This is a genomic window from Marinobacter sp. V032 (genome assembly GCF_052645435.1).
In genome coordinates this window covers 1,100,264-1,118,853 of sequence record NZ_JBQXYE010000001.1, presented here as the reverse complement: position 1 = coordinate 1,118,853, position 18,590 = coordinate 1,100,264, and the positions used below count along the sequence as shown (strand labels likewise).

The 18,590-nt window shown below is 55.6% G+C and carries 22 protein-coding genes; 9 read left to right on the top strand and 13 right to left on the bottom strand.

The window, feature by feature from the left end:
* The first annotated feature begins 2 nt into the window (after nucleotides 1-2).
* Both ACUN9X_RS05135 and ACUN9X_RS05130 read left to right on the top strand, forming a co-directional pair.
* Entirely contained in the window at nucleotides 3-2,483 is a 2,481-nt protein-coding gene (locus tag ACUN9X_RS05135) for a LamG domain-containing protein (protein WP_445472396.1), read from the top strand.
* Between the two features lie 13 nt (nucleotides 2,484-2,496).
* Entirely contained in the window at nucleotides 2,497-4,017 is a 1,521-nt protein-coding gene (locus tag ACUN9X_RS05130; RefSeq protein ID WP_445472395.1) for a hypothetical protein, read from the top strand.
* 21 nt (nucleotides 4,018-4,038) lie between these two features.
* Here ACUN9X_RS05130 and ACUN9X_RS05125 read toward each other — a convergent pair whose 3' ends face one another.
* From ACUN9X_RS05125 to ACUN9X_RS05075, 11 genes are all read right to left on the bottom strand, one after another.
* Complete coding sequence (locus ACUN9X_RS05125; RefSeq protein ID WP_445472394.1) at nucleotides 4,039-5,040, bottom strand: FAD:protein FMN transferase; 1,002 nt, start codon at nucleotides 5,038-5,040, stop codon at nucleotides 4,039-4,041.
* 179 nt (nucleotides 5,041-5,219) lie between these two features.
* Entirely contained in the window at nucleotides 5,220-5,567 is a 348-nt protein-coding gene (locus ACUN9X_RS05120) for a VOC family protein (protein WP_260038359.1), read from the bottom strand.
* An 81-nt stretch (nucleotides 5,568-5,648) separates the two neighbouring features.
* Nucleotides 5,649-6,134 (bottom strand): pyrimidine dimer DNA glycosylase/endonuclease V, encoded by a 486-nt coding sequence (locus tag ACUN9X_RS05115; protein WP_445472393.1) that lies wholly within the window; start codon nucleotides 6,132-6,134, stop codon nucleotides 5,649-5,651.
* Nucleotides 6,135-6,324: 190 nt separating this feature from the next.
* Nucleotides 6,325-6,603 (bottom strand): hypothetical protein, encoded by a 279-nt coding sequence (locus ACUN9X_RS05110; protein WP_445472392.1) that lies wholly within the window; start codon nucleotides 6,601-6,603, stop codon nucleotides 6,325-6,327.
* A gap of 81 nt (nucleotides 6,604-6,684) precedes the next feature.
* Nucleotides 6,685-6,948 carry an RNA recognition motif domain-containing protein gene (locus ACUN9X_RS05105; RefSeq protein ID WP_260038362.1) on the bottom strand — a complete coding sequence of 88 codons (264 nt, stop codon included), beginning with the start codon at nucleotides 6,946-6,948 and terminating at the stop codon, nucleotides 6,685-6,687.
* Nucleotides 6,949-7,149: 201 nt separating this feature from the next.
* Nucleotides 7,150-7,467: an antibiotic biosynthesis monooxygenase family protein gene (locus ACUN9X_RS05100; RefSeq protein ID WP_445472391.1), complete on the bottom strand. Its 318-nt coding sequence runs from the start codon at nucleotides 7,465-7,467 to the stop codon at nucleotides 7,150-7,152.
* Nucleotides 7,468-7,524: 57 nt separating this feature from the next.
* Nucleotides 7,525-7,902, bottom strand: a complete 378-nt coding sequence (locus ACUN9X_RS05095; RefSeq protein WP_260038364.1) for a nuclear transport factor 2 family protein — start codon at nucleotides 7,900-7,902, stop codon at nucleotides 7,525-7,527.
* 267 nt (nucleotides 7,903-8,169) lie between these two features.
* The gene (locus tag ACUN9X_RS05090) at nucleotides 8,170-8,829 is read right to left on the bottom strand and encodes an NADPH-dependent FMN reductase (protein WP_445472390.1); all 660 of its coding nucleotides are present in this window, start codon (nucleotides 8,827-8,829) and stop codon (nucleotides 8,170-8,172) included.
* Nucleotides 8,826-9,032, bottom strand: coding sequence for an NnrU family protein (locus tag ACUN9X_RS05085; protein WP_445472389.1), 207 nt, complete (start codon nucleotides 9,030-9,032; stop codon nucleotides 8,826-8,828). Before ACUN9X_RS05085 ends, ACUN9X_RS05090 begins: the two co-directional genes overlap by 4 nt.
* 124 nt (nucleotides 9,033-9,156) lie before the next feature.
* Nucleotides 9,157-9,879, bottom strand: a complete 723-nt coding sequence (locus tag ACUN9X_RS05080; protein WP_260038366.1) for a YebC/PmpR family DNA-binding transcriptional regulator — start codon at nucleotides 9,877-9,879, stop codon at nucleotides 9,157-9,159.
* Nucleotides 9,880-9,950: 71 nt separating this feature from the next.
* Complete coding sequence (locus ACUN9X_RS05075) at nucleotides 9,951-11,135, bottom strand: benzoate/H(+) symporter BenE family transporter (RefSeq protein WP_445472388.1); 1,185 nt, start codon at nucleotides 11,133-11,135, stop codon at nucleotides 9,951-9,953.
* A gap of 137 nt (nucleotides 11,136-11,272) precedes the next feature.
* On the opposite strand from ACUN9X_RS05075, the gene ACUN9X_RS05070 reads away from it, so the two are divergent.
* The 3 genes from ACUN9X_RS05070 to ACUN9X_RS05060 all read left to right on the top strand — a co-directional run bounded on the left by ACUN9X_RS05070 (nucleotide 11,273) and on the right by ACUN9X_RS05060 (nucleotide 13,306).
* Complete coding sequence (locus ACUN9X_RS05070; RefSeq protein WP_445472387.1) at nucleotides 11,273-11,842, top strand: helix-turn-helix domain-containing protein; 570 nt, start codon at nucleotides 11,273-11,275, stop codon at nucleotides 11,840-11,842.
* A 78-nt stretch (nucleotides 11,843-11,920) separates the two neighbouring features.
* On the top strand, nucleotides 11,921-12,985 hold the full coding sequence (locus ACUN9X_RS05065) for a beta-N-acetylglucosaminidase domain-containing protein (RefSeq protein WP_445472386.1): 1,065 nt from the start codon (nucleotides 11,921-11,923) through the stop codon (nucleotides 12,983-12,985).
* 36 nt (nucleotides 12,986-13,021) lie between these two features.
* A complete protein-coding gene (locus ACUN9X_RS05060) occupies nucleotides 13,022-13,306 on the top strand; it encodes a DUF1330 domain-containing protein (protein WP_445472385.1) in 285 nt (94 codons plus the stop codon).
* A gap of 79 nt (nucleotides 13,307-13,385) precedes the next feature.
* Here the strand turns inward: ACUN9X_RS05060 and crp are convergent, their stop codons facing one another.
* Nucleotides 13,386-14,027, bottom strand: coding sequence for a cAMP-activated global transcriptional regulator CRP (gene crp / locus ACUN9X_RS05055; protein ID WP_260038371.1), 642 nt, complete (start codon nucleotides 14,025-14,027; stop codon nucleotides 13,386-13,388).
* A gap of 416 nt (nucleotides 14,028-14,443) precedes the next feature.
* On the opposite strand from crp, the gene ACUN9X_RS05050 reads away from it, so the two are divergent.
* The 4 genes from ACUN9X_RS05050 to ACUN9X_RS05035 all read left to right on the top strand — a co-directional run bounded on the left by ACUN9X_RS05050 (nucleotide 14,444) and on the right by ACUN9X_RS05035 (nucleotide 17,544).
* Nucleotides 14,444-14,866: an OsmC family protein gene (locus ACUN9X_RS05050; RefSeq protein ID WP_260038374.1), complete on the top strand. Its 423-nt coding sequence runs from the start codon at nucleotides 14,444-14,446 to the stop codon at nucleotides 14,864-14,866.
* A 224-nt stretch (nucleotides 14,867-15,090) separates the two neighbouring features.
* Complete coding sequence (speD, locus tag ACUN9X_RS05045; RefSeq protein WP_260038375.1) at nucleotides 15,091-15,882, top strand: adenosylmethionine decarboxylase; 792 nt, start codon at nucleotides 15,091-15,093, stop codon at nucleotides 15,880-15,882.
* 154 nt (nucleotides 15,883-16,036) lie between these two features.
* On the top strand, nucleotides 16,037-16,639 hold the full coding sequence (locus tag ACUN9X_RS05040; protein WP_260038376.1) for an FMN-dependent NADH-azoreductase: 603 nt from the start codon (nucleotides 16,037-16,039) through the stop codon (nucleotides 16,637-16,639).
* 47 nt (nucleotides 16,640-16,686) lie between these two features.
* On the top strand, nucleotides 16,687-17,544 hold the full coding sequence (locus ACUN9X_RS05035) for a pirin family protein (protein ID WP_445472384.1): 858 nt from the start codon (nucleotides 16,687-16,689) through the stop codon (nucleotides 17,542-17,544).
* A gap of 129 nt (nucleotides 17,545-17,673) precedes the next feature.
* Here the strand turns inward: ACUN9X_RS05035 and ACUN9X_RS05030 are convergent, their stop codons facing one another.
* Nucleotides 17,674-18,540 (bottom strand): phosphoribulokinase, encoded by an 867-nt coding sequence (locus tag ACUN9X_RS05030; protein ID WP_260038378.1) that lies wholly within the window; start codon nucleotides 18,538-18,540, stop codon nucleotides 17,674-17,676.
* Nucleotides 18,541-18,590 lie beyond the last annotated feature (50 nt).

Genomic DNA, 18,590 nt, shown 5'->3' with positions numbered 1-18,590 from the left:
CCATGAACCATTGTCGTCTTCTACGTCACCTGCCACTGCTGCTCATTGCTCTGTTCGCGCTTAGCGCCTGTAAAAGCGGCGAAGAGACCACGGTACTGCCTAATACCGCAGGGCCTGGCGCCAACAGCAACTACTCAGGGCCCCCGCCTGCGACCGATGACGTTCAGAATTTCAAGCGCGCGGTCTGGGATAACCTGGTATCGAACGATCGCTGTGGCGGATGCCATAGCACTGGCGGCCAGTCACCCATGTTCGTTCATGACGGCGACATCAATGTGGCTTATGCCGCGGCCAATACCGTGGTTAACCTGACTGACCCCGGCCAGTCCCGAATGGTCGCCAAGGTAGCCGGAGGCCATAATTGCTGGCTGTCCAGTGACCAGGCTTGTGCCGATACCCTGACCCGCTATATCGCCGAATGGTCAGGCAACAGTGCCGGTGCTGCCAAAAAAATTGATCTGACGGCACCCGCGATCAAAGAGCCCGGTCAAACCAAGTCTTTTCCGGTTGACCCCACTCGGTTTGGAGACACGGTCTACCTGGTACTTCGCAATCACTGCGCTGACTGCCATGTTGAAGGTATCCAGACGCCCTATTTCGCAAGTGCTGATCTTGATACTGCCTACTCAGCAGCTCAAAGCCGTATTAATCTGGAAACCCCAGGTGACTCTCGACTGGTGCAGCGCCTGGGCAACGATTTCCACAACTGCTGGTCCGACGACTGCGCTGCCGATGCCCAATTTATGGCAGACGTTATCGCCGAGTTCGCAGGCGACCTTAGCCCAACCGAAGTCAATCCTGATTTTGTTACCAGCAAGGCGCTTTCCTTGCTCCAGGACGGTCTGGCAGCCAACGCCGGCGGTCGCTTTGAAGACAACATCATCGCACTCTATGAGTTCAAATCGGGCTCGGGCTATACGGCATTTGATACCAGCGGCGTCGAACCCGCGCTACAGCTCAACCTGACCGGTAACGTCGAATGGGTTCAGGGCTGGGGCATTACCATCGGCGCCGGCTATGACGACGACAGCGGAGCACGGGTCGCCAACGGCAAGGCGCAAGGTTCAACGGCGGTGAGTCGCAAACTTTACGACAGCCTGACCGGCTCGGGCGAATTCAGCATCGAGACCTGGATTGTGCCCGCCAACACCACGCAGGAAGATGCCCGCATCGTCACTTACTCCGGTTCCAGCACGGCGCGTAACGTCACCCTGAGCCAGACTCAACAGAACTACCAGGTACTGCAGCGCAGCTCGACGACCGATCAGAACACCCCCTTTTCGACAGCTGACGGCGATCAGGTGCTACAGGCATCGCTGCAGCATGTCGTTGTCAATTTCACTCCGGGCAGAGGGCGTGAGATCTTCGTCAATGGGGAGTCGACCGGCGACGTCGATCCCGACAATGCGGGCCTGCTCAATGAATGGGATGACAGTTTCGCTCTGGTACTGGGTAACGAAACCGACAGCAACTCGCTGTGGCAAGGCACATTGCGGATGGTCGCCATTCACAATCGCGCGCTCACGCCCGCCCAGATCAAAACCAATTTTGAGGTAGGGGTCGGCCAGAAATACTACTTGCTGTTCAATGTCGCGGAGCTGTCAAAAATTCCCGAAAGCTATGTGGCATTCGAAGTCAGTCAGTTCGACAGCTATAGCTACCTGTTTAGCGAACCCTTCTTTATCAGCCTTGATGACAGTCAGACCCCGGGCAGCATTCCGGTGAAAGGCATGCGGCTCGGCATTAACGGCAAGGAAGCAACGGTTGGCCAGTCGTTTGCCAATCTGGATATCGTGCTGTCCGATTCGGACTATCAACCCGGCGTTGGGCAAAGCATGTCCCCGCTGGGAACGGTGATCGGCGCTGAGAATGGACCAGAGGTGGATGAGTTCTTCCTGACCTTTGATGTATTCGGTGACCAGTCGCACGCCCGCACCGAACCGGCCGTCCCCACGCCATCGACACCTGATCCAGCGGTTCCGGAGTCAGACCTTGGCCTGAAAACCTTTGATGAGATCAACGCATCCATGTCAGTCATGACGGGCATTCCAAAAACCGCCAGCGGTGTGCAGCAGACATTCAATACGGTCCGCCAGCAACTGCCTTCGGTAGAAACCATCAAAGGATTCCTGTCATCACAACAGATGGCGATCACCCAGATGGCAATTCAGTACTGCAATGTGCTGGTGAACGACACCGACAAGCGGGATGCGCTCTTCCCCGACGTTAATTTCACTGCTGACCCGACTACCGCATTCGGCGATGCCAGCGGCCGGAATCATGTGATCGACCCACTGCTCACACAGTTCGTGGGGACGGGATTGACTAGCCAACCTGACGAAGCGGACATGCGTACAGAGCTGGATTCGCTGATGCAATCGCTAAGCAGTTGTTCAGGTACTTGTGACGCTGAACGCACAGCTACCGTCGTTAAAGCCACCTGTGCCGCCGTTCTCGGCAGCGCTGTTACGCTGGTGCAATAGGAGTATTTGCCGAATGTTTATCAAACCCTCACGCAAAAAGGCATTGGCAAATCACGCGCCGCTCAAGCATGGCGATCACCGCCGTCCGATCACCCGGCGGGAATTCATTTCTCAGGGGTTTATGGCCGGCGCGGCGACAGTGTGCGGTACCTCGCTGTTCAGCTTGCTCGCACCTCGTACAGCACTCGCGGCCATTCCGCAGGCTGATAAAGAGGCGTGCGGCATCCTCACCGCAAGCACCGGCAAGGTGCCGTTTATATGCTTTGACCTGGCGGGCGGCGCCAACATCGCCGGCTCCAACGTGCTGGTTGGCAAACAGGGTGGCCAGAAGGACTTCCTCAGTACCCAGGGCTACAGCAAACAGGGACTGCCCGGCGATATGGTGCCGAACAACCCAGCCTTTACTGACGAGGAAATGGGGCTCGCGTTCCATGCTGACAGTGCCTTCCTGCGGGGTATCCGGGCCACCACCAGTGCCGGTACCCGTGCCGCCACCAATGGCACCGTGTTTGCGGCGCGCTCGGAAAACGACACCGGCAACAACCCGCATAACCCGATGTACGGCATCAACCACGCCGGTGCCGATGGCCAGCTGGTGTCACTGATCGGATCGCGCAGTTCCGAGTCTGGCGGTAACTCCATGGCACCGATGAGCATGATTAATCCCAAGGTGCGTCCCACCAAGGTCGATCGTCCCAGTGATGCCACAGGTCTGGTCGATCTCGGCGATCTGACCAGCCTGCTAAGCCAGGACGATGCTGTCGCCGTGATGGAAAGCATTGCCCGAATCAGCGACGACAAGATGAGTAAGGTTTCCAGCGTGGCGGACATCAACAAGCTGGTGAATTGCGGCTACATCAAGAGCGCGGATCTGGCTGCACGCTTTGGCAACCCGACGTCCCTTGACCCCGCCGGAGACCCTGACGTCGTCGGTGCTCAAGGCGTGTTCTCGGTGACCGATTTCAATAGCGAACGGGAATTCCAGAAAACCGCATCGGTGATGAAGCTTGTCATTGACGGCAATGCCGGTGCCGGCACCATCACCATGGGCGGGTACGATTACCATACCGGCGAGCGCGGCACCGGTGAACGCCGGGACTACCTGGCCGGACGTTGCATGGGCGCTTGCCTGGAGTATGCGGCCAAGAAGGGACGCCCGCTGATGCTATACGTGTTCAGCGACGGCTCGGTATCCAGCAACGGACGAATTGATGACTCGGCAGACGGCCGAGGCAAAGGCGAATGGACGGGCGACAACCAGCAGACAGCGGCTTCGTTCGCGCTGGTCTACAACCCCAATGGAAGGCTGGCCGATGTGCGCAATCAAATCGGTTACATGCGGGCAGATGGTTCTGTGGAAACAGCATCAAGCCCTGCCGCCAACAACGTCAACCAGCTGGTTCAGGCGGTGGTACTCAATTACATGGCACTACACGGTGAGCAGGGGCAGTTTGATGCCAAGTTCCCGGGACACGGCCTTGGCAATACCGCCACCAAAGACAGTGTGATTGCCTTCCCGACGCCAATTATCTAAGGCGTCTGTTTTACTGAGGCATTACTCCGGAGCGGAGGCATCCTGCGGATCCAGCAGACCTCTGGAGTAATGCAGTTTCCGGTCCGAATCTATAATGATGGCATCAATGCCATCCAGCTTGTTAATCATTGCCAGGCCTTTCTCTACGCCCAGAACAAAAACGGCTGTCGACAGGCCATCTGTTGTCAGGGTGTCATTCCCAATGATGGTGACGCTCTGAATTCCCTCGACCGGGCGACCACTTTTGGGCGACAGAATGTGATGCACCCGATTGCCTTCCTCATCGATAAAGAAGCGCTCGTAATCACCAGAAGTGGAAATAGCCACATCCGATACAGGCAACACGACCGCATTTTTTGCCGCCTGTCGTGGATCGCGGACACCCACAACCCAGGGACGGCCGCGCTTGTCGCCGAGAAGGTACATATCCCCGCCCGCACTGAGCCTCGCGTGACGAATACCTTCCGATTTTAGAATGGCAATTCCCCGATCCACCGAATATCCCTTGGCGATGCCGCCCATATCGGTCAGCAGGCCGGCCTTGCGGAAAGACACGCTGCGCTCAGCCTTGTTGAGCTCGATATCGCGGTAATTGATCTTAGGCAGATGCTGCTCGACTTCTTCGGCAGTGGGCTGTTTCTTTTCCCGAAAATCATAAAGATAACCGACTGATCCGAAGCTGATATCGAAGGCTCCGTCGCTCAGTTCTGACACTTCCTGCGCTTTCTCAAACACACGGAAAAGCCCACCGCTCACAACCACCGGGTGCTCAGCTGCTTCACGGTTGACGGCGGAGAGTTCAGAGCGCTCGCGATAACGGCTCATCTGCGCATCGATGCGGTCAAACTCGTCAAACACCCGCTGGCTGATACGTTTTGCTTCGGTTTCGCTGTCACCCCAGAACTCCATCTGGATAGGCGTTGTCATCGCCGTACCGGAGAACTGAAACCACTCAGCCTTCGCCATCGCCGGAGCCAATAACAAGCCGACAATCAGGCTGGTGCGCCGAAGAAAAGAATCCATAAACCATCGTCCTGGGAGCAGTGAGTGCGGCAAAGACATTAACGAGTTAACGGCAATGGCTCAACAATATTCAACACAGGTTTAATCACCAAAAGGGCCATCGGAGACATAGGCCTTCGTTCATCCAGCGCTGCGCTCAGGTAGCCGTTTCGTTCAGGGGTCTATCAGGAGGGCACGGATCAATGCTGCAAAATATTGATCAGCTTCCCGAAAGGATCACGGACGTAGAATCGGCGGACACCCCAGGGTTCGCTTACAGGCCCGTACTCGATGGGCACCTTGGCATCCTTGAACCTTGCCAGCGCGGTATCCAGGTCATCCACCTCGATGGACAAATCGGGCACCGCAGTGCCTGAGCCCCCTTCCACGCCAAAGCTCACCTGAACCGTCATCTTTTCACTTGAACCGTAACTCTGAAACCAACCATGATCCATCAGTAGCTCAAGTCCCAGAATGTCCCCATAAAAGGCGGCGGCCTGCTTGAGATCTGATGTCGCGGTATTGGCCATAATCCGTGTTACTTTCATATCCCACCTCACGTTCTGCCGTATGCTCTGGTGAGACTATAGAAAACAATCTGACTGCAGGACAGCGGCGGCTGCGACCATTCAAGCCCCGCCTTCAACGTGCTGACTGATCCAGAAAGGCACCTCGCGTTTGGTCCACTTGGCGAACCCCATTTTCTCACCAAGATAGAACTGTCGATAGGCCGATACCGGATCACCCACCTGCTTGTACTGGTCGGGCATCGCCTGAGCGAACGGGGTCAGGCCGAGGCGCTCGAACCTGAACTTGTCAATCTCAGACAGCACGGCGATAGATTTGTGATCACCGGTCTTGTCGAACCGAAACCGGTACTCCGCATTCAGCGCCAAAGTGAGCTGAACCAACCACTCGAAGTTGTCATAGGAGGCTTCCACCCAAAGTACGCAGGGATGCTTGGCATGGGTGGATTTGTAGGGCGTACTGAAACCCTTTTTGTTGAGCGCCGTGCACAGTAACTGGACGCTTTCCAGGATCATCTTGATGGCATGCTGGTCACAGTGATATTCAGCACATTTGGTGATGTCGTCATCCAGTACAAAGATATTCATGCTTTAACTCAGGCGCAGAGGGATGGATTAAATCGATAACTCCCCTCTTATACGCTTGCCTGCGATTGCAGATCGCACTGTTGAGAAATCAGGGTCGAATGGGACCAGGAGAGGCCTGCAGCGGGAGGGAAAGATTTCAACTTCGAAGCAGGAACAGGGCGATCGACGGGACACCGAAAGTTCACGACGACTATTTGCGAGGCGATCCGCTCGACCCAATTATCAGCGAATGCACCTGAACCAGCGCACTGCTGATACCCAGCACTATCCCCAGAAATATGGCGATCGCCAGAGGGGAGGTAAGATATTGCAGGGAGTAACCGGTGCCACCGTCACAACTCTGCATCAGCCCAAGCCAGCGTCCACCGGCACTCAGGCACGCTTCTTGAACAGAAGAGCGAATAAACCAGACGAGCCCCATAAAAGAAATCAACGCTGAAATCGCGAGGCTAAGAAGCCACTTTTTCATCATATCCACCGACTGCCCTGGCGTCCCGTGAATGGCCCCTATTGCACGTCAGAAACAGTAAAACAGACTTCAGGGCGGGCGTTATCCGGCGTCTGGCGCCGAGCCCGGCTCCTCGGCCTTTTTGACGCGAATTTTATTGTTGCCAATCATTTTGTCATTCAGGTTCTTGATCGCAGCTTTTGCTTCGCCTGCCTTTGGCATCTCAACAAACCCGAAGCCTTTTGAAGTGCCGCTGTCTCGATCCATGACCAGATCGCATGACTGAACCGCACCGAACGCCTGAAACAGACTTTTCAGTTCGTCTTCTGTAGTCGATCGATCCAGATTCCGTATTAATAATTTCATTGGTATTCCTAGCGGTGTGCTTATCAACAATAAGCGTGGGTTTATTTCGATGATGCCGATACAACAGACCACTCTTCGGCAAATCCACTTAAACACTATTCAACGGAGAGCGAGCATTCACCGCTGTGGCTCCTGTAATGTGAGACATACCCAACAAGAACACCACCTGCTTTTTACTTCTGAGCGTCAAATCAAAACCTGTCAGATGCCATAAGCCCGTTCAACCCTCGCGACCCGGACCCTGAAATCGGCATACCAGACGTTATGCCCCAGGCGCTGGGCTTCAAGATGTTCAGCGTTTTGCTTCCAGTTCTTGATCGCTTCTTCGCTCGCCCAATACGAAACCGTGATTCCCACTTCCTCCCGCGCGGATTCAATACCCAGAAAGCCTTCCTGTTGGGCAGCCAACTCAAGCATCCTGTCAGCCATGGCGCCGTAACCTCGATCACCTTCTGTGCGAACAGAGCTGAAAATCACAGCGAAGTATGGTGGCTCCGGAGTTTCCGCGATCCCTGACATGACAACCTCCTGGCGATAATCTCGACAAAGCCCGGCTAAGCGCCCGCTCCCATTTCATCAATTGGCTGATGGCAGATTCCCCCCGAGCATGTTCTCGACCACCGCCGCGTTATAGAAGGCTTCAACCGTCTGGATCTTGTCGTCGCGAACACGAAACCAGACCGCCAGCCGCACATCGCCGATCGGCTCAAAGTTGGTCCGGTAATCCAGAACCGCAAACACATGCTCACCGTCTGCGCTGAGCTGGCGGAGGATCAGGTCTTTCTGGATCGCAGCCATACCAAACTGGTATGACATCATGTCGTCGGGGCTGAGGAAACGCATATTCGGCCCCACATATTCAAACCCCTCCGCAACCAGCAAGGTCTTTGCCTCATCAAAACGCTGGGCATGGATATCAGCAATAAATTGCGCCACGGTATCTTTTGGCTGCATGAATAAACTCCACTTCCTGACTAAGGGGATAATTTTAAAAACCAAGTTAGCGTATATGCCAAGAACATTCGCGGCTTTGCTCTACCGGTATACCAACACCGGGAGCAGTGACAAATCAGATTGTTAACACTATACCCTAACACCCGGGCAGGTCGCGCCGGAGCCCATCGGTAGTATCTTGTGTAACGTCCATATTCAGCAACGACCTGTGCGTAGCGAAACTGAGGAAAACCAGCCACTCTGCAGCCGATAGCTTTGCTACGCAAACTAAGGTGCGTTTCGCTCAGATGGATGAGTCCTGAAGTCTCTGACCAACTCGTGAGGATCAACCTGCGCTCGCTGCTCCCTCGCTGCCTGCGCCCACCAGACCAGTTGATTGAGTGTCCGGCCAAAATAGTCAAACCAGGCGTCTTGATCCTCCCCGGCCTGCGGATTTCCATTCGCTTTAAAGACTTCTTGTGCCTTAGGCACGTGTATCATCGCGGAAACCGGCAAACAGCCCAACTCTGAGAGAAACGTACGCATTGCGACCGCCGCACGCATACCGCCCCACTGACCGGCTGAATATGTGACGATCGCGCTCGGCTTATAGGAAAACAAAGAACTGCCAAAGTGGTTCAGCAGGTTAGCAAGTGCCGGACTCATTGAATGGTTATATTCGGGGCTTACCATCACAAATCCATCAGCATTCTCTATTTTCTCTGCCAAATGATTGAGCTCAGAAGGTGCTTTACTTTTCGGATAGGCAAAGTGCGGCTTGAAAACGGCTTCAAGAGGATAATCTAAAGCATCGATCAGCTCTATTTCATGCTCTTCATACCGGCTTTGCAGGCAGGCAAGGATCGATTCTACTACCCTAACACCCAGGCGGGCCGGCTTCGGCGGTGTGCTATCGCGCACCGTGCCCAAAAAAACCAGGAATTTCATATCAAACTCCATCTGATATTAGCGTTGGTACATAACGTCTGGCCAGGCACTGCCATCAAGGTTCCACGACTACATGGCGAGTAAAGTCCTTTAAACGGCCCGAGACCCAAGCGTGCAAACAGCCTTTCACGAGCCGGCTTGTTGGAAATGGATAACGAATGCACGCCCAAAAACAGCACCTGACCTACGACCAGCAGTGCCATGATCTCTATTCTGTTTTAAAGGCAGCTTAGATCAGGCGTGGCACAACATAAAGAATAAGGCGGAAGGGCGGGAATGTGCGGAGAATAACCGGAGTCGACTCTTAAGACGGCTCCGGCGGGGATATCAGGCTTCGACTTCTGCGTTGTGATAGACGTTCTGTACGTCGTCCAGATCGTTGAGCATGTCGATAAACTTGTCGAACATTTCCACGTCTTCACCGCTGACCGTGGTGTAGGTCTGTGGGATGAACTGGATTTCGTCGACATCAAAGTCGATATCGGGGATGGCATCGGTAAGCGCCTGACGGGCTTTGGCATATTCGGTATTGGGTGCGAATACGGTGATTTTACCGTCTTCGTTCTCGATATCAGTGACATCGACATCAGCCATCATCAGGGCTTCAAGTGTGGCTTCTTCGTCGTCGCCGGCGAACACAAAGATCGCGCAGTGATCGAACATGTGGCTGACGCTACCCGGTGTGCCGATTTTGCACTTGGTCTTGGTGAAGCACAGACGGACATCACCGAACGTGCGGTTCGGGTTGTCTGTCAGGCAATCCACGATGACCATGCAGTTGCCCGGGCCGAAACCTTCATAGCGTGCGGGGGAGAAATCCTCACCACCGGCACCCTTGGCCTTTTCAATGGCCTTTTCGATGACGTGGGTTGGTACCTGGTCTTTCTTGGCGCGGTCAATCAGACTGCGCAGCGACAGGTTGCCATCCGGATCTGGCCCGCCCTGCTTGGCGCACACATAAATCTCACGACCGTATTTACTGTAAACCTTGGTCTTGGCGTTGGCCGTTTTGGCCATGGAATCTTTGCGGTTTTGGTAGGCTCTGCCCATCACCCTGCCCCGTTGTTTTTCAATAAGAGGGCGAATATTACACGCAGACGCGGGGGCATATCCATGCCCTGTCATGTCCTTGTGTGTGAACCCTCTCGAAATGCCTGTAATAGCAGCCTTGCGGCGACGCCAATAACGATACCCCAAAATGCCGAACCAATGCCAAACAGGGTCAGTCCGGAGACCGTGACAAGAAATGTGATCAATGCCGCTTCGCGCTCATCCGGCTCAGCCAGCGCCGCATGCAAGCTGTTGCCGATTGTTCCCAACAGTGCCAGACCTGCCAATGCCACTACAAAAGCTTTGGGGAATGCGGCAAACAATGCCACCACCGTTGCGCCAAACAACCCCACCAGGATATACACACCCCCGGCACAGACCGCCGCCAGATAACGGGTGCGGCGGTTCTCGCCTGCTTCGTCGCCCATACAGATGGCCGCAGTTATCGCCGCCAGATTAAAAGCAAAACCGCCGAATGGCGCCAGTACCAGCGTGGTCAGGCCGGTCGCGGTTAGCACCGGCGACAAGGGCGTGCGATAGCCATTGGCTCGCATTACGGCCAGCCCCGGCACGTTTTGGGAGGTCATGGTGACGATAAACAACGGCAGGCCAACGCTGATCAAAACCGGCCAGGAAAATGCCGGCGTCACCCAGACAGGTTCAGCCAGTTTCAATGCAACACCGCCCCAATGGAGCTGCCCCTGAATTGCTGCCAGTGCGACACCCACCACCAGCACCATCAGGATGGCATAGCGCGGCAGCAGTCGGCGGCAAAGCAGGTAGGTCATCAGCATGATACCCACCAGCAACAGGTTGCCCTGCAACGAGATAAAAGCATTCAGGCCGAATTCAAACAGAATGCCTGCAAGCATCGCCGCCGCCAGCGATTGCGGAATGTGATGGAGCATACGCTCAAACCAGCCGGTGTAGCCGGCAATCACGATGAGCACAGCAGAGAACACGAAGGCGCCCGTTGCCTCGGGCAAGGAGACACCAGCAAGGCTCGTGACCAGCAATGCGGCTCCGGGGGTCGACCAGGCCGTGAGTACCGGCTCGCGATAGTAAAATGACAAACCGGCACTGGTGATGCCAATTCCCAACCCCAGCGCCCAGATCCACGAACTGACCTGTTCAGGCGTTGCACCGGCGCTTTCAGCCGCCTGCAGAATAATCACCACTGAACTGGTGAAGCCCACCAACACCGCGACGAAGCCTGCAGTGACGTGTGAAAGCGACAGTGACCGAAGCATGCTCATGAATCGGATCTCTTGAGTTGGCTGGAAAGGCAAATGTGTGCGCTTTAACGCACAGCGCAGTGAGGTTAGCATTTGTGCGTTATAGCGCTCAAGCGTTAAACTTGGCGCTAACTCGCTAACCCAGGATCATCGCTTTCGTGGAAATTGGCACTCACCTCGCTTCAACCTTGAAGTCACTGCGCCGGCAAAGAGGCTGGAGCCTTGATCGTGCATCCGAAGCAACCGGTGTCAGCAAAGCCATGCTCGGACAGATCGAGCGAGGCGAATCCAGCCCTACGCTGGCTACGCTCTGGAAAATCGCCACTGGTTTTAATACCTCATTCTCGGGCTTGCTGACCGTCCCTGCACCGGGCCTGAAAGAGCCCCTTTTCGTCCTTAGCTCTCAACAGCAAGCAGACCTTCCCGATGAACAACTTCAGGTGCGACCACTGTTTCCATTTGATGCCCGGTTCGGGTTTGAACTGATAGAGCTCACCCTGCCGCCTCATATCGAACATGCTTCGGACCCTCATGAAGTTGGCGTCGTCGAGCATGTCACCGTGACGGCCGGCGCGCTTGAGGTGTTGATCGACGGCCACTGGCATCGATTCAACGCCGGCGAGGCCGTCCGGTTTGCAGCGGACGCAGCCCACGGCTACCGCAATGTCTGCGACGCACCGGCCACGTTTCACAACCTGATCCACTACCCAGCCGGCACGCGGGCATAAAGCGCGCCGTTGGCTGGGCAATCTGGATAAGCTATCGTGCAACACACCAAGCACACTCTGGCGCCGGACACTGACTCTATGACCACACCACTGGGCATCATCGAAGGCTTCTACGGCCAACCCTGGTCCTGGCAGGACCGGGCCGACCTTGTGTCTTTCCTTGCGCCTCACGGCTACGGTTTTTATATCTACGCCCCCAAGGCTGATCCGTTCCTGAGGCGACGCTGGCAGGAACCACACCCGCAAGAGATGACCGCAGGACTCAAAGCCTTTGCAGCACACTGCCGCCAGCTGGGCGTGCGTTTCGGGATCGGCCTCAGCCCCTATGAGCTGTATCACCACTTTGACGACGACGCCCGTATCGCACTGAAAGCCAAGCTCGCGTTCTTCGACGACATCGGTGTTCAGGATCTGGCTATTCTGTTTGATGACATGCGCGGCGACACGCCAGATCTGGCGGACAGGCAGATCGAGATCATGCACTGGATACAGGCCGAGTCAGGCGCTGAAAGGCTGATGGTCTGCCCCAGCTATTATTCGGATGACCCGGTACTGGATCGGGTATTCGGCGAGCGACCTGCCGGTTATCTGGAAAAACTTGGCGCCGCCCTCAATGCCGACATCGATATATTCTGGACCGGTGAAGAAGTCTGCTCCCGTGAAATTTCGCCCGGCCACCTACGTAAAGTCGAAACGCTGCTGCATCGCAAGCCGCTACTATGGGATAACTACCCTGTGAACGACGGCCAGAGGATGTCGCAGCACCTTCACCTGCGCGGCTTTACCGGACGCCCTGCTGCCATCGGCAATCATCTCAGCGGTCATGCAATCAACCCGGCACTGCAGCCTACGTTGACATGCATTCCCGCACTGACGCTTGCCGACAGTTACCTGCAGGGCGACGACTATTGTTATGCCGCCTCTTTCCGCCGCGCAGCCGAATCGGTGCTGGGATCAGATCTGGCGGCACTGGTGGAGGCCGATATTATGGCCCTGCAGGATGTCGGACTTGATCAGCTGGAAAACCGTGAAGAACGGCTGCGCAGGCACTATGCTGAAAGCCAGCACACCGGTGCCCGCGAAATCATGGCGTGGCTGGATGGCGACTACCGCATTACCGATGAGATCGTGCAGACCCAATAATCACCCTCATGGACATAGCGCTCAACGGAGACAAATATGGCGGCTTACCTGATCGGGCAGATCAAAGTGAACGATTCTGAGCGCTGGGGGCAATATGTGGAAGGCGTCGCGCTGTCTCTCAAGCCTTTCGCGGCGTCCATTGTGATGCGCGGAGAAAAGCACAGCATGCTGGCAGGCGAAAACCCGAAGGACCGGGTTGTAGTGGTCGAGTTCGACACGATGGAAACGCTGGAAAGCTGGTTTCATTCGGATGCCTATCAGGCTTTGATTCCCTTGCGGGACAGCGCCGCCGACGTGACCATCACCACCTATACAGCCTGACGTCGAGGCGGCACACGGCGGATTACAGGCACAAAAAAAAGCGGGCAAGGCCCGCTTTTTTACTGATGAGTACAACGTGCTAACGCGTGCCGTAGACCACCATGGTTTTGCCTTTTACCTGCACCAGGCCCTGTTCTTCCAGGGTCTTCAAAACGCGCCCTACCATCTCACGGGAACAGCCGACGATGCGGCCAATTTCCTGGCGGGTGATTTTGATCTGCATGCCATCCGGATGCGTCATGGCATCCGGTTCCTTGCAGAGGTCCAGCAACGTGCGGGCAACACGGCCCGTCACGTCGAGGAAAGCGAGGTCCCCTACCTTGCGGGTAGTCTGACGCAAACGTGTCGCCATCTGCTCGCCGATAAAATACAGCACCCTTGGGTCCTGCTGGGCAATTTCACGGAACTTGGTGTAGCTGATCTCCGCCACTTCGCATTCGCTCTTGGCTTTCACCCAGGCGCTGCGAGAATCCATGTTGTCGAAAAGCCCCATCTCGCCGAAGAAGTCGCCCGCGTTCAGGTACGCCATAATCATTTCGCGACCATCATCATCTTCGATTATGACGGTGACGGAACCCTTGACGATGTAGAACAGTGAGTCGCTCTTGTCGCCCGCATAAATAATGGTGCTCTTTGCGGGATAGCGCCTGCGATGGCACTGAGACAGGAAATAATCGAGGTGTTTGGTTTTGTGTTCAACCGGTCTGATAATGGTTGCCATAATGCGTGTTGTGCCTCCTTCAACGGCTAATCCCGGTGCTTTTTGTAATCGCCCAGCTTCCATGTGAGCACTTGTTTTTTGTCTGTCTGTCGTCTGATGTCGATGCAATGTCTGTCTGTTATCGCCCCGTCGGCCTAAAAGTCCCCCTTGGCGGGTTTTGCTCACCTGCCAATCCAGCCGAGATACGGATTACCACTTATATCAGGAAGGTCGCAGGGCAGCAACGCCGGTGCATGCCCACAGTTAACCGCGCGATGCGCCCGAAAGCTGGCACAGCGTCTTCATCAGCCGCGGCATTATAGTACAAATGTACCGGATTATCCCCAGTCACCAGCAGCCTGCCCCCACGCCAGGCTGAGCGGGCTGTGTTAGCATTCGGCCTTTGATATTCGCAAATACACGGCAGGAGACGCTTCGTGAAAGCAACAATTGATTGGTCCGGTGATGCAAGCTTCAAAGCGACCAGCGGCACGGGCCACACGGTTCAGATGGATGGCCCGCCCGACCACGGCGGTCGTGATCTCGGCCCCCGGCCGATGGAGATGTTGTTGATGGGCCTGGGCGGCTGCTCATCCTTTGATGTGATGAGCATTCTGCAAAAATCCCGGCAGGACGTGACCGATTGCCGGGCGGAACTTGAAGCAGAGCGGGCCGATGCAGTCCCGGCGGTCTTCACCCGCATTCATCTGCACTTTATCGTCACCGGACGCAGCTTGAAGGAAAATCAGGTGAAACGCGCGGTAGCGCTGTCTGCTGAGAAGTACTGTTCAGCGTCTATTATGCTGGAGAAAGCAGGCGTCGAAATCACCCATGATTATGAGATCCGCGAAGCGGACTAAAGCCTGACAGATACGCGGCTTCCATTGCGGAAAAGCGTAAGAAAAAACGGGGGCAAAAACCTATTCAACACTCCTGTGGATAGGCATAATACGCCCCCTCTCCGCCGGTCTGCGCAAAAGGTGATCAACCGATCAGTTCCCGGTGGCGGTCTTTGCGGTCAATGTTGCATTTATCCGATGCAAATCGACCGCTGTCATTCATCTCCTTAACCGGGGGGGCTGTGATGGAATCAAAGCTAGAGCTTCATGGTTTCAATAACCTGACCAAATCGTTGAGCTTCAACATATACGATATCTGTTACGCGCAGACCGAAGAGCAGCGTAGAGCCTACATCGACTATATCGATGAAATGTATAACGCTGAACGTCTGACCCAGATCCTGTCAGATGTGGTTAAAATTATCGGTGCCAATATCCTGAACATTGCTCGTCAGGACTACGAGCCGCACGGCGCTTCCGTGACCATGCTGATTGCCGAGCATGAAGTCGGCCCCAACCCGGCTGACAACGAAGAGAGCCCCGGCCCACTGCCGGATGCCATTGTTGCGCATCTGGACAAGAGCCACGTGACAGTTCACACCTATCCGGAGAGTCACCCGTACGAAGGTATCAGTACCTTCCGCGCGGATATCGACGTTTCCACCTGCGGCCTGATTTCACCGCTAAAGGCGCTGAACTACCTGATTCACAGCTTTGATTCCGACGTGGTGACGGTCGACTACCGGGTGCGCGGCTTTACCCGCGACGTGGATGGCAAGAAGCACTATATCGATCACGACATCAACTCCATCCAGAACTATCTGAGTGAAGATACCCAGAACGGTTATCAGATGATCGACGTGAACGTGTATCAGGAAAACCTGTTCCACACCAAGATGAAGCTGAAAAACTTCGATCTCGATAACTATGTGTTCGGCGTCAATGCCAAAGATCTCGACGACGTAGAAGCGAAAGAAATTTCAGAACGACTTCAGCGTGAAATGCTGGAAATCTTCTATTCCAGAAACGTCGAATAAGCTAGAACCCCTGTCACGGCAGGCCCTCACGGCCTGCCAGACGATTGTTCATATTTTTTGAATAAGCCTTCCAGATTTATCCGGTTTCTTCTATCGGTCAGTCACTGTTCAATAGCTTCATCAAACCAGTCAACTGCACTGAGAGGCTATTCCAATGACATCTATTCTTATTGTTACCGCCAGCATGTTCGGCCAGAACGGCCAGTCATCACAACTCGTGTCACAGACCCTTGAGAAGCTCCGAGCTCAATACCCCGATGCCAAAGAAGTGCATCGCGATCTTGCAGAGCAACCGGTGCCCCACCTGGATGCGACACGATTTGGCGCATTCCTGACTGGCGCAGATGAGCGCAACAGCGAGCAGCAGGACGTGGTCGCCTACTCTGACGAGCTGATTCAGGAAATACAGAGTGCTGACGTTATTGTGATGGGCGTGCCCATGTACAACTTTGGCATCCCCTCGACCCTGAAGGCCTATTTCGACCACATTGCACGTGCCGGCATTACCTTCCGCTACACTGAAAACGGCCCTGTCGGGCTGCTGAAGGATCGTCCGGTTTACGTTCTGGCCGCTCGCGGCGGCATCTACGCAGGCACCGCCAACGACTCGCAGACACCTTATATCCGTTCGTTTCTGGGTTTCCTCGGCCTGACACAGGTTGAGTTTATCTACGCCGAAGGATTGAACCTGGGTGATGACCATAAAGCATCGGCCATTACCAAGGCCCACGGTGATATCGCGGCACTGGAAGTCTGAACTCCGCATACAACGCTCGACACCTGAACCGGTAAAGGAGGTTAATCATGACAACGCATCCATCGCGCTCAATCAGGCAGGTCATTCCCGGCGCTGGAACCTCCGACGGTGCAGGTGTACGCATCAAACGCTCACTGGGCCAGCAACCGTCAGTCAGGCTGGACCCGTTTCTGATGCTCGACGAGTTCGGCTCATCGGACGCAGCAGACTACATTGCGGGCTTTCCCTCTCATCCGCACCGAGGCTTTGAAACGGTGACCTACATGATCGAAGGGCACATGCTGCATGAAGATCATATGGGTAACCGGGGCGACTTGCGAAACGGCGGCGTGCAGTGGATGACCGCCGGCCGCGGCATTATCCACTCGGAAATGCCCCAGCAGGAATCCGGTACCATGCGCGGCTTCCAGCTTTGGCTGAACCTGCCCGCAGCGGAAAAGATGCAAGACGCCGGCTACCACGACATCCAACCGGAGGATATTCCAGAGATTCGCATTGACGGCGGATTAGTGAAACTGATTGCCGGCGAAACCGCCATCAACGGCCAAAGCGCCACCGGTGCGGTATCCGGTAGCAGCACGGCACCAATCTACGCCGACATACAACTGGAGCCGGCCGCCAAGGTCAGCCTGAACGTACCCGCAAGCCATCAGGGCTTGCTGTACCTGTACGAAGGCGATGCCACGCTCGGTCAACAGCCGCTGCAACGCAGTGCGGCCAACATACTGGCTGACGACGGCGACAGCATCACCGTCAAAAGCGGCCCCACCGGCGCACGGTTGTTACTGATCGCAGGCAAGCCCATCGGCGAACCGATCGTCCAGTATGGCCCCTTCGTGATGAACAGCCGTGAGGAGATCGAACAGGCATTGCAGGATTATCGGGATGGCACGCTGACCGCCTGAGGCGAATGCGTTTTAGAGGCATTGAAGTGGAAGGCGCACGGCGCGCAGAAAGCGGAGCCTACCGTCCGGTAGGTGGGCTGACGAGCACCGCGCAACGCCGCAATTCAGCGCCTCAGTAACGCCTCCCCCTCAAGCGAATTGTTTGTGGGCCATTAGCTCCAGCACCATCGGCCTGACGATCAGGTCCATCGCCAGCCCCAGTTTCGTGCCCGGAATCACCAGCGTATTGTGCCGTGACATATGACTCCCGGGGATCATCTGAAGCAGGTACGGGAAATCAATATCACGATGATCGCGAAAGCGGATCACGATGAGGCTTTCGTCGTCGTTAGGCAGTTCGGTGACCACAAAGGGGTTGGAGGTATCCACCATCGGCACCCGCTGGAAATTGACGTGGGTGTGGGAGAACTGGGGCACGATGTCCTGAACATAGTCGTCCATCCGGTTGATAATGGTTTTGACCACCGCTTCCTGGGAGTAGCCGCGCATATTGGTATCGCGGTATATCTTCTGCATCCACTCCAGATTGACGATGGGCACGACGCCAATCAGCAGGTCCACATACTGGGCGATATTGTAGTGCTCTGACACCACACCGCCGTGCAACCCTTCGTAGAACAGCAAATCGGTATCCGGCGCCAACGGCGACCAGCGAGTGAAAGTACCGGGCTCGAACCCCTCCCGCATCAACTCAAAATCGTCGTCGTGTACGTACTCGCGTGACTGGCCGCTGCCGTTAATGCCGTAGTCGTGAAACAGGCCCTCGAGCCGATCAATATGGTTGGCATCCAGCGCAAAATGGTTACGCTGACCGTACTTGCCTTTCTCGGCGAGCACTGCCATCTGGTCACGGGTGTAGCGGTGGAAACTGTCACCGCTGACCCGTGCGGCGGCGATGCCCTCGCTGGAAAAGATCTGGCTGAATATGCGGCCAGTGGTGGTGGTGCCGGCCCCAGAAGAACCGGTCACCGCAATAATCGGATGGCGTTTGGACATAATCAAAAAAGTCCTGACTCACAGGGCAAGTAACGGGCGGGCGCCTCGCC

Bases quoted from the DNA above. Each gene is read 5' to 3' on its own strand.
- ACUN9X_RS05100 (WP_445472391.1), bottom strand. From the start codon at position 7,467: ATGTCAGGGATCGCGGAAACTCCGGAGCCACCATACTTCGCTGTGATT.
- ACUN9X_RS05115 (WP_445472393.1), bottom strand. From the start codon at position 6,134: ATGAATATCTTTGTACTGGATGACGACATCACCAAATGTGCTGAATAT.
- crp (WP_260038371.1), bottom strand. From the start codon at position 14,027: ATGGCAACCATTATCAGACCGGTTGAACACAAAACCAAACACCTCGAT.
- ACUN9X_RS05075 (WP_445472388.1), bottom strand. From the start codon at position 11,135: ATGAGCATGCTTCGGTCACTGTCGCTTTCACACGTCACTGCAGGCTTC.
- ACUN9X_RS05125 (WP_445472394.1), bottom strand. From the start codon at position 5,040: ATGGATTCTTTTCTTCGGCGCACCAGCCTGATTGTCGGCTTGTTATTG.
- ACUN9X_RS05040 (WP_260038376.1), top strand. From the start codon at position 16,037: ATGACATCTATTCTTATTGTTACCGCCAGCATGTTCGGCCAGAACGGC.
- ACUN9X_RS05090 (WP_445472390.1), bottom strand. From the start codon at position 8,829: ATGAAATTCCTGGTTTTTTTGGGCACGGTGCGCGATAGCACACCGCCG.
- ACUN9X_RS05080 (WP_260038366.1), bottom strand. From the start codon at position 9,879: ATGGGCAGAGCCTACCAAAACCGCAAAGATTCCATGGCCAAAACGGCC.
- ACUN9X_RS05135 (WP_445472396.1), top strand. From the start codon at position 3: ATGAACCATTGTCGTCTTCTACGTCACCTGCCACTGCTGCTCATTGCT.
- ACUN9X_RS05105 (WP_260038362.1), bottom strand. From the start codon at position 6,948: ATGAAATTATTAATACGGAATCTGGATCGATCGACTACAGAAGACGAA.
- ACUN9X_RS05120 (WP_260038359.1), bottom strand. From the start codon at position 5,567: ATGAAAGTAACACGGATTATGGCCAATACCGCGACATCAGATCTCAAG.
- ACUN9X_RS05095 (WP_260038364.1), bottom strand. From the start codon at position 7,902: ATGCAGCCAAAAGATACCGTGGCGCAATTTATTGCTGATATCCATGCC.
- ACUN9X_RS05065 (WP_445472386.1), top strand. From the start codon at position 11,921: ATGACCACACCACTGGGCATCATCGAAGGCTTCTACGGCCAACCCTGG.
- speD (WP_260038375.1), top strand. From the start codon at position 15,091: ATGGAATCAAAGCTAGAGCTTCATGGTTTCAATAACCTGACCAAATCG.
- ACUN9X_RS05060 (WP_445472385.1), top strand. From the start codon at position 13,022: ATGGCGGCTTACCTGATCGGGCAGATCAAAGTGAACGATTCTGAGCGC.
- ACUN9X_RS05085 (WP_445472389.1), bottom strand. From the start codon at position 9,032: ATGGCACTGCTGGTCGTAGGTCAGGTGCTGTTTTTGGGCGTGCATTCG.
- ACUN9X_RS05110 (WP_445472392.1), bottom strand. From the start codon at position 6,603: ATGAAAAAGTGGCTTCTTAGCCTCGCGATTTCAGCGTTGATTTCTTTT.
- ACUN9X_RS05030 (WP_260038378.1), bottom strand. From the start codon at position 18,540: ATGTCCAAACGCCATCCGATTATTGCGGTGACCGGTTCTTCTGGGGCC.
- ACUN9X_RS05035 (WP_445472384.1), top strand. From the start codon at position 16,687: ATGACAACGCATCCATCGCGCTCAATCAGGCAGGTCATTCCCGGCGCT.
- ACUN9X_RS05130 (WP_445472395.1), top strand. From the start codon at position 2,497: ATGTTTATCAAACCCTCACGCAAAAAGGCATTGGCAAATCACGCGCCG.